The 14,587-nt window shown below is 49.3% G+C and carries 14 protein-coding genes; all 14 read left to right on the plus strand.

Annotated elements, in window-relative coordinates:
* Positions 1 to 20 precede the first annotated feature (20 nt).
* A complete protein-coding gene (locus GC096_RS30330) occupies positions 21 to 905 on the plus strand; it encodes a YicC/YloC family endoribonuclease (RefSeq protein ID WP_171635535.1) in 885 nt (294 codons plus the stop codon).
* A gap of 34 nt (positions 906 to 939) precedes the next feature.
* Positions 940 to 1,200, plus strand: a complete 261-nt coding sequence (remA, locus tag GC096_RS30335) for an extracellular matrix/biofilm regulator RemA (protein ID WP_009672664.1) — start codon at positions 940 to 942, stop codon at positions 1,198 to 1,200.
* The gene (gene gmk / locus GC096_RS30340; RefSeq protein WP_171635537.1) at positions 1,190 to 1,828 is read left to right on the plus strand and encodes a guanylate kinase; all 639 of its coding nucleotides are present in this window, start codon (positions 1,190 to 1,192) and stop codon (positions 1,826 to 1,828) included. Before remA ends, gmk begins: the two co-directional genes overlap by 11 nt.
* Positions 1,829 to 2,056 (plus strand): DNA-directed RNA polymerase subunit omega, encoded by a 228-nt coding sequence (rpoZ, locus tag GC096_RS30345; protein WP_056612362.1) that lies wholly within the window; start codon positions 1,829 to 1,831, stop codon positions 2,054 to 2,056.
* Positions 2,057 to 2,216: 160 nt separating this feature from the next.
* Positions 2,217 to 3,440: a bifunctional phosphopantothenoylcysteine decarboxylase/phosphopantothenate--cysteine ligase CoaBC gene (gene coaBC, locus GC096_RS30350; protein WP_171635539.1), complete on the plus strand. Its 1,224-nt coding sequence runs from the start codon at positions 2,217 to 2,219 to the stop codon at positions 3,438 to 3,440.
* Positions 3,440 to 5,953, plus strand: coding sequence for a primosomal protein N' (priA, locus tag GC096_RS30355; protein WP_171635541.1), 2,514 nt, complete (start codon positions 3,440 to 3,442; stop codon positions 5,951 to 5,953). Before coaBC ends, priA begins: the two co-directional genes overlap by 1 nt.
* A 40-nt stretch (positions 5,954 to 5,993) precedes the next feature.
* Complete coding sequence (def, locus tag GC096_RS30360; protein WP_171635543.1) at positions 5,994 to 6,479, plus strand: peptide deformylase; 486 nt, start codon at positions 5,994 to 5,996, stop codon at positions 6,477 to 6,479.
* Positions 6,476 to 7,423 carry a methionyl-tRNA formyltransferase gene (gene fmt, locus GC096_RS30365; RefSeq protein WP_312886372.1) on the plus strand — a complete coding sequence of 316 codons (948 nt, stop codon included), beginning with the start codon at positions 6,476 to 6,478 and terminating at the stop codon, positions 7,421 to 7,423. Before def ends, fmt begins: the two co-directional genes overlap by 4 nt.
* Before the next feature lie 62 nt (positions 7,424 to 7,485).
* Positions 7,486 to 8,961 carry a 16S rRNA (cytosine(967)-C(5))-methyltransferase RsmB gene (gene rsmB / locus GC096_RS30370; RefSeq protein WP_171635545.1) on the plus strand — a complete coding sequence of 492 codons (1,476 nt, stop codon included), beginning with the start codon at positions 7,486 to 7,488 and terminating at the stop codon, positions 8,959 to 8,961.
* Positions 8,962 to 9,040: 79 nt separating this feature from the next.
* Positions 9,041 to 10,111, plus strand: coding sequence for a dual-specificity RNA methyltransferase RlmN (gene rlmN / locus GC096_RS30375; protein ID WP_171635546.1), 1,071 nt, complete (start codon positions 9,041 to 9,043; stop codon positions 10,109 to 10,111).
* 12 nt (positions 10,112 to 10,123) lie between these two features.
* Positions 10,124 to 10,888 (plus strand): Stp1/IreP family PP2C-type Ser/Thr phosphatase, encoded by a 765-nt coding sequence (locus tag GC096_RS30380; protein WP_171635548.1) that lies wholly within the window; start codon positions 10,124 to 10,126, stop codon positions 10,886 to 10,888.
* Entirely contained in the window at positions 10,885 to 12,987 is a 2,103-nt protein-coding gene (gene pknB / locus GC096_RS30385) for a Stk1 family PASTA domain-containing Ser/Thr kinase (protein ID WP_171635550.1), read from the plus strand. The genes GC096_RS30380 and pknB overlap by 4 nt, the downstream gene beginning before the upstream one ends.
* Positions 12,987 to 13,919: a ribosome small subunit-dependent GTPase A gene (gene rsgA, locus GC096_RS30390; RefSeq protein ID WP_171635552.1), complete on the plus strand. Its 933-nt coding sequence runs from the start codon at positions 12,987 to 12,989 to the stop codon at positions 13,917 to 13,919. The genes pknB and rsgA overlap by 1 nt, the downstream gene beginning before the upstream one ends.
* A 5-nt stretch (positions 13,920 to 13,924) precedes the next feature.
* Complete coding sequence (gene rpe / locus GC096_RS30395; protein WP_171635554.1) at positions 13,925 to 14,575, plus strand: ribulose-phosphate 3-epimerase; 651 nt, start codon at positions 13,925 to 13,927, stop codon at positions 14,573 to 14,575.
* Positions 14,576 to 14,587: the final 12 nt, after the last annotated feature.

The following is a 14,587-nucleotide window of genomic DNA, read 5'->3' on the forward strand; positions in this document are numbered from 1 at the left end:
GGGTAATGGATGTGATTAGAATGATTTGCAGTATGACCGGGTTCGGACAAGCGAATCGTTCTTTTGCGGGATACAACGTGTTTATCGATGTGAAATCGGTCAATCATAGGTATAGTGAAGTGTCGATTCGGTTGCCTAAGGAATGGGCGGCTTTTGAAGACGCTTTGAAGAAAACGGTATTGCATGCTGTGAAGCGAGGACGAGTAGATGTCTTCATCACGGCTGAACGTGAAGCAGCTTCCCCGAAGAACGTAACGGTTAACTATGCTTTGGCAGATGCTTATCTGGAAGCTGCAGAGCAGTTGAAGCAGCGGTATGGGATCACGGGTCAGGTAGATCTCAACGATTTACTGAAACTTCCTGAGCTGATTCAGATGAAAGACGTACGTCAAGAGCCTGATGAAGAGATTGAACAGGAGCTATGCGCCTGCTTACAGGAGGCTGTCGCTCAGCTATCCGCGATGAGACACCGCGAAGGTGAATTCTTAGAGCAGGATATCCGCGAACGGCTAGCCGAGATGAAGCGAATTCATATCGAGTTAGAAGCGCTTGCTCCTCAAGTCGTTCAGGAGTATGCGACGAAGATGACGATTCGCATTCAGTCCCTCGTTCTCGATGGGATACCTGTGGATGAGCAGCGCCTAGCGACTGAGATTGCTCTCTTCGCAGATCGTTCTAATGTAGACGAGGAATTAACGCGTCTGAAGAGTCATTTTGGGCAATGTGAGGCATTGCTTTTAGACAAAGAGCCTGTTGGCCGGAAGCTGGACTTCTTAATTCAAGAAATGAATCGGGAAGTGAACACGATCGGATCGAAGTCGAATCATTCGGAGCCTACGGCTAGAGTGATTGCGATGAAAGCAGAGCTTGAGAAAATGCGGGAACAAATACAGAATATCGAGTGAAGCTTGCATGTGCTTCGCGAGGAGGAAGTCCTAGATGGCTATCAAATTAATCAATATCGGGTTCGGCAACATCGTATCGGCGAACCGCATTATCTCGATCGTGAGTCCAGAATCCGCTCCGATCAAGAGAATCATTCAAGAAGCGCGTGATCGTCACATGCTGATTGACGCTACATATGGTAGAAGAACCCGTGCCGTTATTATCACGGACAGCGATCATGTGATTTTGTCGGCAGTACAACCAGAGACGGTAGCGCATAGACTTTCGAATAAGGACGATGATCATGACGAGTAATACGAACACTCTTGAGCGTGAGAGAGGTATTCTGATTGTTTTATCCGGACCGTCTGGAGTTGGCAAAGGAACGGTTTGTGCGGCGCTGCGCAAGGTTGCCCCTGATATTGTCTACTCGGTATCAGCGACAACGCGTTCTCCTAGACAAGGCGAAGTAGACGGTGTGAATTATTTTTTCAAAACCCGCGAGCAATTTCAGCAGTTGATTGAAACCGATGAAGTGCTGGAATGGGCCGAATATGTGGGCAACTTCTATGGCACACCAAGACGTTTCGTAGAGGATACGCTACGTTCAGGCCACGATGTGATCTTGGAAATCGAGGTGCAAGGTGCACTGCAGGTCAAGCAGAAATTTGACGAAGGTGTATTTATTTTCTTGTTGCCGCCATCTCTAGATGAGCTTGAGAATCGTATTGTTACACGTGGCACGGAAACGGATGAGGTCATCCGCAGTCGCATGTCAGTGGCCATCGATGAAATTCGTTTGATGGAACACTATGATTATGCGATCGTAAATGATCATGTAGATACCGCATGCGCGAAAATACAAGCGATACTAGCCGCTGAGCATTGCAAAAAAGATCGTATGTTTCCAAAAATCGTACAATGGATGGATGAGGTGAATTGAATGCTATACCCTTCAATTGATAAACTGCTCGATATCGTAGACAGCAAGTACTCCCTGGTTGTTGCAGCTTCCAAAAGAGCGAGATCCCTTCGTGATGGTGCGAAATCGGATTTGAAAGGCCAGAAAGCGCATAAACATGTTGGTGTTGCCTTAGAAGAATTATACGGCAATTACATCGGTTATGAGAAAATTAACACAAACGAGAGCGAGAAATACGCGAAGAAATAAACTGCCTTCCCCAACAACCCTCGTGGTTGTTATTTTTTTCTCAAAATATAGACATTCTATGTTTCACATAATTAATCGGCTCTATTTTTAGATAAACGCTCCCGTCCTTGAAGGAAGGAGTAGCCGTTTATTCCATTTGGTATTTCGAAAGGGGATTTCCATGGGTGTATTGCAAGGCAAAACGATTGTGCTCGGTGTCTGTGGAGGCATTGCGGCTTATAAGGCTGCAGCGTTAACGAGTAAATTAACACAAGCTGGAGCTGTTGTACGGGTGATTATGACGCGCTCCGCAGTACAATTTGTTGCTCCGTTAACGTTTCAAACCTTGTCGCGGCATCATGTTTTTGTTGATACCTTCGATGAGAAGGATCCCGCAGTTGTGTCTCATATCAATTTGGCGGACAGCGCGGATCTCGTGCTGATTGCCCCAGCTACGGCCAATATGATCGGCAAGCTGGCATTAGGGCTTGGCGATGATATGCTGAGTACCACACTGCTTGCAACCATGGCCCCGATCTGGGTGGCACCTGCGATGAATGTGCATATGTACGCGAATCCTGCAGTACAAACCAACATGGAGACGTTGCTTCGTCGCGGCGTTCGTTTCATTGAACCAGGCGAAGGGCAACTGGCCTGCGGCTATGTGGGCAAGGGGCGTCTCGCTGAGCCGGAGGAAATTTTTGCCGCGGTTGAGCGGCATTTTCAAAGGGAGCCTGGGCGCTTGGCAGGTAAACGTGTGTTAGTGACGGCCGGAGGCACGGTAGAACGTCTGGATCCCGTTCGTTATTTGACCAATGATTCGTCGGGCAAAATGGGTTATGCGATCGCGGAAGAAGCTGTGCGGATGGGGGCGAAGGTAACGTTGGTGTCAGGACCATCGGCTCTATCCGTACCTGAAGGCGTTCAGCTTGTTCCTGTGCAGTCTGCGCTGGATATGCGCGAAGCGGTGTTAAGCAGGCTCGGAGAAAGCCAGCTCATCATTAAAGCGGCTGCTGTGGCCGACTATCGTCCTGCTGTGGTTGCCGAGCAGAAAATCAAAAAGAAAGCGGACTCGCTGACGCTTGAGCTCATTAAGAATCCCGATATTTTGCAGGAGATCGGAACGTTGAAGACGAAGGAACAGTTCGTCATCGGGTTTGCAGCGGAGACGGAAGCGTTGGATGAACATGCGATGGACAAGCTGAAGCGCAAAAACTGTGATCTCATCGTGGGGAACGATGTGTCACAAGAGGGCGCTGGCTTTGGCGGGGATACGAATGTCGTTCGCTTCTATGATCAGAATGGACTTGTACAAGCGCTGCCTATCCAAAGTAAATGGGACGTTGCGCGCAAACTGCTTGAACTCGCTGCAGAGCGAATGGCTGTCGCGGCGGGGGAATCCTGATGTACGCCAAAGTCATTGTCGATGTCCCAGCCAAGCAAACCAATCGGGCGTTCGACTATGAAGTGCCGTCATCTTTGAGTAAGTGGGTCGAAGTCGGCAGCCGAGTAGGTGTACCTTTTGGACCACGTGTTCTGCAAGGCTTTGTGGTTGAACTGCAAGAGGAAACACAAGTAGATGCGAAACGCATCAAGCCGATTCAAACTGTGTTGGATTTGGTCCCACCTTTGACGAGTGAGCTTGTCGGTCTTGGACGCTGGATCAGTCGTATGTATATGTGTCATGAAGTAACGGCTCTACAAGCGATGCTTCCTGCGGCATTGAAAGCGAAATATGAGCGTGTCATTATCGTAGGGGATGAATCTGAGGATCAAACCTTTCTCGATATGCCGGATATTGAAGCTATTATTAGCTTTGTGAAGAGTAAGGAATCGGTTTCCATGGACGTATTGTTGGAGCGTTTTTCTAAGGAAGGCGCTTTGATCAAAGAGTTGTTGTCGTCGGGTAGACTGGCGGAAGTGCAGCTAGTGAAGGACCGCATGAATACCAAAAAGGCGCTAACCGTATTTCCACCTGCGGGTGGTCGTGGCTTGGAAGAGGCGCTTGCCGAGCTCCCGGCCAGAGCGAACAAGCAGAAGGATGTCCTGCGATATTTGACCTTGCATCCGCACGCTGTTCGATTGACGGAGCTGATGGAAACCATTGAAGTCGGAGCCAGTACGGTCAAAAGCTTGGCGGATCGCGGCTGGATTGAGCTGCGTGAGGTGGAAGTGATGCGCGACCCGTATATGGGCCGTGCATTTGAACGGACGAAGCCGCTTACGCTGACGGAGGAGCAGAGCGGCGTGTTCGCCCCTATTCGCGATGCGGTGGCTGAAGATCGACATGAGGTGTTTCTGCTGCATGGCGTTACGGGAAGCGGCAAGACAGAGGTATACCTACAATCCATCCAGCAATGCTTGGATATGGATAAAGAAGCCATTGTTCTTGTGCCGGAAATTTCATTGACGCCGCAGATGGTGGAGCGTTTTAAAGGGAGATTCGGCGACCTTGTTGCTGTTCTGCATAGCCGATTGTCCAACGGTGAGCGATATGACGAGTGGCGTAAAATTACACGCAAGCAGGTAAAGGTCGTAATCGGCGCACGTTCGGCGATTTTTGCCCCTTTTACGAACATTGGCTTGATCATTATAGATGAAGAGCATGAATCCTCGTATAAACAAGAAGAGAGTCCGAAATACCATACGCGAGATGTGGCTGTTCAAAGGGCGAAGCAGCAAGATGCCGTTGTTGTGCTGGGTTCCGCTACGCCATCCCTGGAGAGTATGGAGAAAACGAGACGCAGGAGAGATCGACCTAAACCTCCTTTTACATTGCTGACGATGAAGGAGCGCGTTGCGAGCAGACCGATGCCGCCTGTGACGATTGTGGATATGCGTGAGGAGCTGAAAACCGGCAATCGGTCGATGTTTAGCAGATCTTTGTATAAAGCGATCGAAGAACGGTTACACAAGAAAGAACAGACAGTATTGCTGCTGAATCGACGTGGGTATGCGACGTTCGTGATGTGCCGGACTTGCGGTTTCGTTTCACAGTGTCCGCATTGCGATATTTCATTGACGTATCACCAAAGCTCACATGCGCTGCGCTGTCATTATTGTGGTTATGCGGAGCGTGAGGTGAAGGAGTGTCCGAGCTGTCAGTCAGAGCATATTCGTCATTTTGGCACCGGGACACAGCGGGTTGAGGAAGAGCTCAGTAAGATATTTCCTGGCATTAGGGTCATCCGTATGGATGTGGATACCACGACTGAAAAGGGCTCGCATGAGAAATGGTTGACGATGTTTCGCGAGAAACAGGCGGATGTTCTTCTGGGGACGCAGATGGTGGCCAAAGGGTTGGATTTCCCTGATGTTACCTTAGTTGGGGTCATCGCGGCGGATACCGTGCTGAATATACCTGATTTTCGCTCTGCGGAGCGGACGTTCCAACTCTTAACACAAGTGGCAGGCCGAGCGGGACGGCATGAGAAGCAAGGGGAAGTATTTGTACAAACGTACACACCTGACCATTACAGCGTGCAATATGCGAGTCATCATGATTATATTGCGTTTGCCAACCATGAGATGGATATTCGTGCTAATTTAGGTTATCCGCCTTATCAAAGATTGATTTTAATTACATTCTCACACGAACAAGTACCGCTCTTGGTGCGTATGGCGGAAGCCTTTGTTACACGGTTAAAAGAGATCGCTCTCCCTTATACGAGGCAGCAGGTAGATTTGTTTTCGGAAGCCGTATCGCTGGATTCATCCTTTCATTTTGACGTGTTAGGACCTGTTGCATCGCCTATTTCCCGAATCAAAGATAGATATCGATTCCAATGCGTGGTAAAATATCGTGGGGAAGATAGAGCTGCAGAGATCGTTGGGAAGACAGTAGCTTGGTTTGAGGAACGCTCAGCCAAAGAAAAGCTGCTAATAAGCGTGGATGTTGACCCGCAATATTTGATGTAATAACCCCTAATCGAGACGACTTAAAGGTAGGTGCACATTCATGGCTATTCGTATTATTGTTAAAGATCCAGATCCTGTGCTGCGCGAGAAAGCGATCACAGTTACGAAATTTAATTCCAATCTGCATAAATTGCTTGATGATATGGCAGATACGATGTATGAAGCGGAAGGCGTAGGTCTTGCTGCTCCACAAATCGGTATTCTGAAGCGTGTAATCGTGATGGATTGCGGCGAGGAGCATGGCGGGTTAATCGAAATGGTGAATCCTGAGATTGTTGTTTCCAGCGGGGAACAAATGGGTCCTGAAGGCTGTTTGAGTATTCCTGGGCTTCGCGGTGATGTACTTCGTGCGTTGAACGTAACGGCGAAAGGGCAAGATCGCAATGGGAATCCGATTGAAGTGACAGGCACGGAGTTGCTTGCTCGTTGTATTTTCCATGAGATCGATCATTTAAATGGCGTATTGTTTACGGATCTTGCGGTCAAAACGTATACAGCCGATGAAGAAGAGGAAGAAGAAGCGTGAATATCATTTTCATGGGTACACCAGAATTTGCAGTACCCTCCTTGCAAGCACTCTTGGAGGAAGGCTATAACGTGACAACGGTTGTCACGCAGCCAGATCGGCCGAAGGGACGCAAACGCGTCCTTACACCGACGCCAGTGAAGGTAGAGGCCGAGAAGCATGGCATTCCAGTGCTTCAACCAGTAAAGTTGCGTGAAGCAGATTCCGTAGAGCAGATTCGCCAGCTTGCACCAGATTTAATTGTAACAGCGGCTTATGGCCAAATTTTACCGAAATCGGTGTTAGATTTGCCTAAGTATGGCTGCATTAATATTCACGCATCGCTGCTTCCGAAATATCGGGGGGGAGCGCCGATTCATCATGCTGTCATGCGAGGTGAGGCTGAAACTGGCGTAACCATTATGTATATGGCGGTTGGATTGGATACGGGAGATATGATCTCGCGTGTTGCACTTCCGATTGAGGATACGGATACGACAGGGATGTTGTTTGACAAGCTGAGTGTTGCTGGGGCTGATTTGCTGAAGCGGACGCTGCCTGATCTATTGGCGGGTCGGATCGAAGCTGTTCCTCAGAATGACGCTGATGCGATCTATTCGCCTAATATTCGCAGGGAAGATGAACTTTTGGACTGGTCGCTCACTGCAACGGAGCTGTGGAATCACATTCGAGGGTTAAACGCATATCCTGGCGCTTACACGTTCTGGAATGGCGATGTACTGAAGGTTTGGGCGAGCTTGAAGCCGCAGCAAGCAGGTCAGGAACGGTCTGGCATAGTGCCAGGAACTGTGCTTAGCTGCAGCGAGCAAGGGATTGAAGTCATGACGGGAGCAGGTACATTGTGGCTAACGGAGATTCAACCTGCTGGCAAAAAGGCGATGCCGGTATCTGAATTCATTCGCGGTGTGCAAATTCCGGCGGGTACGGTATTGGGGAACGCGTAAGGATAATTCGAAATAGTGCTTATGTAAGACTGATTTTCTATATTTACAATGCCACGAAAAAAATGAGGTATTTGATTTTGTCTACGACTAAACCAACTCGTCCGCAACATGGACATACGAATTCGCAGAGATCGGGTAAGCCCTCTGCGCCAAAATCATCCTCGGGCGCTGCGAAGAGCAGCGCTGTTAAGCGTTCTGCCCGTGATGCGGCACTGGATGTACTTATTCGAGTTGAAGAGAATCAGTCCTATAGCAATCTGCTGTTGAACCAAGTGCTGCAGAAGCATGCCCTTGAGCGTGCAGATGCTGGACTGGCGACGGAGCTTGTGTACGGTACGATTGGGCGCCAGAATACGATTGACTTCTTCTTGGAGCGTTTCGTCAGCAAGGGTCTTGCGAAGCTTGAGCCTTGGGTGAGGTGCCTTCTGCGGCTGAGCTTCTATCAGCTGCACTATTTGGACCGCATCCCTGACCATGCGGTCGTGAGCGAAGCGGTCAATATTGCGAAGCGCCGAGGCCATCAAGGCATCTCGGGCATGGTCAACGGCGTGCTGCGCGCGATCATCCGCAGCAAGGACGAGCTCACGCTGCCGGCTGCGCTCGGCGACGTGAAGCGCATCGCACTGAGCCATTCCCATCCGGAATGGCTCGTGCGCCGATGGATCCGTCAGCTCGGCCCTGAGCTGACGGAACAGATCTGTGCGGCGAACAACGAGCCGCCGCACGTGAGCATTCGCGCGAACGCGAGGCGGCGCAGCCGCTTGGAGCTGCTGGAGCAGCTCCAAGCTAGCGGCTTCAGCGCGGAAGCGTCAGAGCTGGCCCCGGCCGGCATCCTTGTGCAGGGGGCCGGGAACATGGCGTTAGTCCCCGGCTTCCAGCAAGGGGACTTCTCGATTCAAGACGAGAGCTCGATGCTCGTCGCCGAGGCTCTTGACCCGCGTCCAGGCATGAAGGTGCTGGACTGCTGCGCCGCCCCTGGCGGCAAGACCGCCCACATCGCGGAGAAGATGGACGATGTGGGTCAGATTTGGGCTTGTGATCTGCATGAGCACAAGCAGAAATTAATCGCAGATCAAGCGGAGCGTCTGGGACTATCGTCGATTCAGACGCTCGTGATGGATGCTGCGAAGCTGGATGAGCATTTTGCGGCGGAGTCTTTCGACCGCATCCTGCTTGATGCACCTTGCTCTGGCCTGGGGGTTATTCGCCGCAAGCCGGATCTCAAATGGGCGAAGCAGGAGGCGGAGATCGAAGCAATCAGTGAAACGCAGTATGCGATTCTGAGTCGTGTACACCGTCTGCTCAAGCCAGGCGGCGTGCTGGTGTACAGCACGTGCACGATTGAACAGGCAGAGAATGAGGGCATGGTCGAGCGCTTTCTTGCCGAACACAGCGAGTTCGAGCTAGTTCCGCTGCCAGCGGATGTGTTCACGGAGATTGACTCGAAGGCGGCTACGTCTGGCATGGTGCAAATTTTGCCGCAGCAGTTCCATTCGGACGGTTTTTTTATCGCTCGGCTGCGTAAGCGTGACGTGTAACAGACAGGGACGTGTGTTCGTTCCTGCTTTGTGTTAAAATATTTTAAAATAGACGAAATAACAACAGGTTGTGATAAATGTGGGTATTAAGCCGTATCTGAAAGAGAAACCGTTTGTATATGATTTGAATTGGGATGAATGGCAAAGCTGGGTCAAAGAAAATGGGGAGTCTGCGTTTCGTGCCGGTCAAATTTTTGATTGGTTATACATTAAGCGCGTTTTCAGCTTCGACGAAATGTCGAATTTGCCGAAAACACTTCGCGACAAGCTGAAGGATCAGTTTGAGTTCGTTACCCTGTCCGAGATTACGAAATATCAATCCCAGGATGGCACGGTCAAGTTCTTGTTTGAGCTTGAAGATAAGAACGCTATTGAAACCGTCGTGATGAAGCATAATTACGGCAACAGTATTTGCGTGACGACCCAAGTCGGCTGTCGAGTCGGCTGTACGTTCTGTGCGTCCACTTTGGGCGGGTTGAAGCGGGATCTACGACCAGGCGAGATTGTCGCCCAGGTTGTGAAAGCTCAGAAATTGCTTGATGAGACGGGAGAGCGTATCTCTTCCATCGTGATCATGGGGATTGGTGAGCCTTTCGAAAATTATGAAGCGACCATGAATTTCTTGCGTGTCATGATTCACCCGAAAGGGTTGAATATCGGACAGCGTCACATTACGGTATCGACGAGTGGCATCGTACCGAACATTTATAAGTTCGCGGATGAGAATTTGCAAGTGAATTTGGCGATTTCGATCCATGCGCCGAATGATGCACTGCGATCGAAGCTAATGCCTGTTAATCGCAGGTTCCCTTTCGTAGATCTCATCGAAGCTTGTAAGTACTACATTGCCAAAACGGGCAGACGGATTACGTTTGAATATGCCCTCATGGGCGAAGTGAATGACCAGCCGGAGCATGCGGAAGAGCTGGCGCTTGTCTTGAAAGATATGCCGCTCAGCCATGTGAATCTGATTCCTGTCAATTTTGTGGCTGAACGTGATTTCAAGCGTACACCCCGAGATGATATTTTTACCTTCCAACGTATTCTGGAGAAGGGCAAAATTAATGCCACCATACGCCGTGAACAAGGTAGTGATATCGCTGCTGCCTGCGGACAATTGCGAGCTAAGCATATGGAGAGCAGTAAATGAGGTGAGAGCCGGATGAAGATGGTAAGTCGTACCGATATAGGGAAGGTCCGTCAAGTCAATGAGGACCGTGCCGCTATCTACCATCAACTCAATGGTCTATCGTTGGCTATTGTTGCGGATGGAATGGGAGGGCATCAAGCTGGTGATATTGCCAGTCAAATGGCCATTGACACGATTGGAGCGCAATTGCAATCCATCCATTGGGGAATGTCGGTGGAGTCCTGTAAGCAAATACTGAGGGAAGCGATTGAGAAGGCGAACGAGGAGATTTATGCTTTTGCGTCGGATCAAGAAAAGTACCATGGCATGGGAACGACTGTCGTTGCCATTATTGCTTCACAGGAGCTTCTCATTATCGGACATATCGGAGATAGTCGTGCTTATAAACTGACTGGGGATTCCATTCAACAACTGACGGAGGATCATTCCTTAGTTTACGAGCTTGTTAAGAATGGACAGCTAACGATGGAAGAGGCTGATCATCATCCAAGACGTAATTGGATTACACGTGCACTAGGCACTGAGCCTAGTGTGGAAGTGGATCTGTATGAGTACACGTGGCGTCCAGACGATGTGATTCTCATTTGTTCGGATGGTTTGAGCGGATTGGTCGATGATGCGGATATTCTGCGAATTGTTCGGGAAAACGAGCAGTTGGAAGATGCGGCAGATGCGCTAATCCAGAGCGCGCTTCGCGAAGGCGGAGATGATAATGTAACGGTCCTTTTACTTGCACATGATCAGGATTCGGACGAAAAAAGGGGTGATGGGAATTGATCGGTAGAAAGCTTGGAGGCCGCTATGAGATCTTAGAACGTATTGGCGGAGGCGGCATGGCTTTAGTCTACAAAGGGCATGATTTGCTTTTGAATCGTAAAGTGGCTGTCAAAGTGCTGCGATCACAGTATGTGCACGATGAAGAATTCATTCGTCGTTTCCGCAGAGAAGCACAAGCAGCCGCTTCCCTATCTCATCCTAATGTTGTCAGTATTTATGACGTTGGGCAAGAAGAAGATGTCCATTACATCGTGATGGAATATATCGAAGGCAAGACGCTGAATGATTTGATTAAGGAAAAGGCGCCATTACAGGTGGAAGATGCGGTTCATTATGCAAGCCAAATTGCAGATGCACTTGATCACGCTCATCATAATGAAATTATTCACCGCGATATCAAGCCGCACAATATTCTAATTGGCAAAAACGGCCGTGTGAAGGTGACGGATTTCGGTATTGCTAGAGCTGCGACATCATCTACGATTACGCAAACCGGATCTGTCGTCGGTTCTGTTCACTATTTCTCTCCTGAGCATGCGAAAGGCACGAATACGGGGGAAAAATCGGATTTGTATTCGCTAGGCATTGTGATGTATCAAATGCTGACCGGTCGACTTCCTTTTCTAGGGGAAAGTCCGATTTCCGTCGCCTTGAAGCATTTGCAGGAAGATGTGGAAGAGCCGCGTAAAGTGAATCCGCTGATTCCGCAAAGTGTAGAGAACATTATACTGAAGGCGATGCGCAAAAAGCCGGAAGAACGGTATCAATCTGCGAAGCTGATGATGGCCGATCTCGATACGTGCTTGGCTCCAGATCGTCGGAATGAAGCAAAGGTCGCTTTCTGGGATGCTTATGGTATGGATGAAGAGCGGACGCTGGTTATGCCAGCCATTCGCGCTGATCAGCTAGCGCAATTCGATGACGACGACGATGATGAACCAGACAAGCCAGCTTGGCGAGAAGAGCCTGCTCCTTCGAAGGGGAAAGGCTGGATTAAGCCGCTCATCTGGATTGCTGTTTTGTTAATTGTGCTCGGCGCCATGTGGTACATGGTTGGTTACGTGAAAGGGATGTTCGCCATTGAGACTGTTGAGGTCCCGAATGTCGAGAACAAGATACTGACACAAGCGCAAGCTGAACTAACGGTTGCCAAATTAGGCTGGACGGTCGAATACGATGCGGATAGCAAACTGCCCAAGGATACGGTCATTCGTCAAGATCCAAGCGGGTTAAGGCTGAATGTTGGTACGAAGGTCATTCTTTACGTGAGTAAAGGCATTCCCAAATTTAAAATGGACAACTATGCGGGGCAAACCCTAAACGATGTTAAATTAAAGCTGCAGGGACTCGGTATTAAGGATGAGCAAATTACGATTAAACCTGAAACATCCGACAATGCGCCTGATCTGATTCTCAGGCAGTCACCGCCTCCTGGTGAGGAGTTTGAACTGGAAAAAGCTGCAATTACCTTAACGGTGAGCAAAGCGAAGGAAACGGTTAAAATGACAGACTTAGTTGGCTTGGCGGAAGCAGAGGCGAAGGCACAAATTACGAAGCTGGGTCTGAAGCTCCCGGTCAATGGCATTACTCGTGAGAAGAGCTACAAAGTAGCTAAAGGGAAAGTAATCGCCCAGTTTCCTTATAAAAAAGATGAGGAAGCCTCCATTGGCGGGGAAATTTCACTCGTCATTAGTGATGGTTTGCCAGAAGAAGCTGGTCAACTGACAGTTAGCGTACCTGTGAAGCCTACTACAGAAGGCAAGGACTCTGTGTTCAAAATTATTGTGAGCGACGCCCAATATGAGAACTTCGAATACTTGACGGAAAAAGTCTCGAAGCCGCAAAACTTGGATGTCAAAGTCATTGTTTCACCGGACAAAAAAGCCGTAATCTTGATCAAAGAAGGAGACAGCTTGGTTAATTCAATCACACGCACCTATCAAGATTATTTGGATCAAAAAAACGGGAAGACGGTATCTCCTAGTCCATCCCCGACTCCGAAGACACAAAATACCGGACCCGCTATTCCCGTTGGTGGGAATGGCCAAGGTCAAACCGGTGGAACAGCTTCTAAACCACCGGCTGGAGGAGCCAATTAATGCCGCAAGGACTGATTGTCAAAGCGCTTAGCGGTTATTATTATGTATTGCCTGAAGGAGCTGCTCTTCTGGAGGGAAATACGGTGACCTGTCGTGGAAGAGGCGTGTTCAAAAATAGAAATATAACGCCGCTTGTTGGAGATCGTGTCGTGTACGAAGCCACAGAGAACGGGGAGGGAACCGTTACGGAAATCCTTCCTCGCTCTTCGGAGCTTATTCGTCCGCCGATCGCAAATGTGAACGTGGTTGTGCTTGTTTTTTCGGTGACAGAACCTGTTCTGAATACGCAGCTATTGGACAAGTTTCTCGTACATATCGAAAATACAGGGATTGATGTGCTGTTATGCTTCACCAAAAGCGATTTGCTGACGGATACGGATGACAATGCCTCTCATGCCAAAGAAATGACTGCGACTGAATTTAAGCGAATTACGACTCTATATGAGGGAATTGGTTATCCCTTCGTTACGACGAGCTCTAGACTAGAAGAGGGCGTAGAGGCGATTCTACAGCATTTGGATGGCAAAGTGAGTGTGTTTGCTGGACAATCCGGTGTTGGCAAGTCCTCTTTATTGAATAAAATGATTAGCGGTCTTGATCTAGAGACGAATGCGATCTCGCAACGATTAGGAAGAGGAAAGCATACGACTCGTCATGTGGAGCTGTTGCCTCTTGCTAATGGGGGCCTTGTTGCCGATACACCGGGCTTTAGCCAGTTGGACTTCATGGAGGTCGACGCGGAAGGCTTGAGCAGTTGTTTCAGAGAGTTCGCGGCTATTGCTGAGGGCTGTCGATTCAGAGGTTGCTTGCATTTGCATGAACCGGACTGTAAAGTGCGGGACGGCGTTGCGAGTGGGACGATCGCAGCTTCTCGTTATGATCATTACTTGCTATTTCTAACTGAAATCAAGGAACGCAAGAGGAGGTATTAGGCGTAATGGTATATGTAGCACCTTCTATTTTATCTGCCGATTTTGCCAAGCTTGGCGACGAGATTAAGGCAGTGGAGCAGGGCGGAGCAGATTGGATTCATGTCGACGTTATGGATGGGCATTTTGTGCCCAATATTACCATTGGTCCATTAGTTGTTGACGCGATTCGTCCAGTCACTAAGCTGCCGCTTGATGTTCATTTGATGATCGAAAAGCCGGACCGCTATATTCCTGATTTTGTCAAGGCTGGCGCGGATCTGATTTCTGTGCATGTTGAAGCTTGTACGCATCTGCACCGGACGCTCGACCTTATTAAGCAAAGCGGTATTAAAGCTGGCGTTGTGTTGAATCCTGCTACACCAATTTCTCTGATCGAGCATGTGCTTGATGAGCACTTGGATCTCGTGCTCATTATGACGGTGAATCCAGGCTTTGGTGGGCAGGCGTTCATCCCTGGTATGCTGAATAAAATTCGCGCGCTGCGTGAGCAGGCGAATGCGAAGGGGCTCACGGGGCTTCACATCGAAGTAGACGGCGGTATCAACGAGATAACAGCTCGTCAGGTCATAGAGGCGGGGGCTGATGTCTTAGTAGCCGGCAATGCCGTATTCGGGCAACAGGACCGTGCTGAGGCCATTAGACGAATACGCGGCTAAAAGGGGACAAAG

It is taken from the genome of Paenibacillus plantarum (genome assembly GCF_013141695.1).
GTDB classification, from domain to species: domain Bacteria; phylum Bacillota; class Bacilli; order Paenibacillales; family NBRC-103111; genus Paenibacillus_E; species Paenibacillus_E plantarum.

Excerpts from the sequence above, each read along its gene's own strand:
- GC096_RS30330 (WP_171635535.1), top strand. The coding sequence starts at position 21 with ATGATTTGCAGTATGACCGGGTTCGGACAAGCGAATCGTTCTTTTGCG.
- remA (WP_009672664.1), top strand. The coding sequence starts at position 940 with ATGGCTATCAAATTAATCAATATCGGGTTCGGCAACATCGTATCGGCG.
- gmk (WP_171635537.1), top strand. The coding sequence starts at position 1,190 with ATGACGAGTAATACGAACACTCTTGAGCGTGAGAGAGGTATTCTGATT.
- rpoZ (WP_056612362.1), top strand. The coding sequence starts at position 1,829 with ATGCTATACCCTTCAATTGATAAACTGCTCGATATCGTAGACAGCAAG.
- coaBC (WP_171635539.1), top strand. The coding sequence starts at position 2,217 with ATGGGTGTATTGCAAGGCAAAACGATTGTGCTCGGTGTCTGTGGAGGC.
- priA (WP_171635541.1), top strand. The coding sequence starts at position 3,440 with ATGTACGCCAAAGTCATTGTCGATGTCCCAGCCAAGCAAACCAATCGG.
- def (WP_171635543.1), top strand. The coding sequence starts at position 5,994 with ATGGCTATTCGTATTATTGTTAAAGATCCAGATCCTGTGCTGCGCGAG.
- rsmB (WP_171635545.1), top strand. The coding sequence starts at position 7,486 with ATGAGGTATTTGATTTTGTCTACGACTAAACCAACTCGTCCGCAACAT.
- GC096_RS30380 (WP_171635548.1), top strand. The coding sequence starts at position 10,124 with ATGAAGATGGTAAGTCGTACCGATATAGGGAAGGTCCGTCAAGTCAAT.
- rsgA (WP_171635552.1), top strand. The coding sequence starts at position 12,987 with ATGCCGCAAGGACTGATTGTCAAAGCGCTTAGCGGTTATTATTATGTA.
- rpe (WP_171635554.1), top strand. The coding sequence starts at position 13,925 with ATGGTATATGTAGCACCTTCTATTTTATCTGCCGATTTTGCCAAGCTT.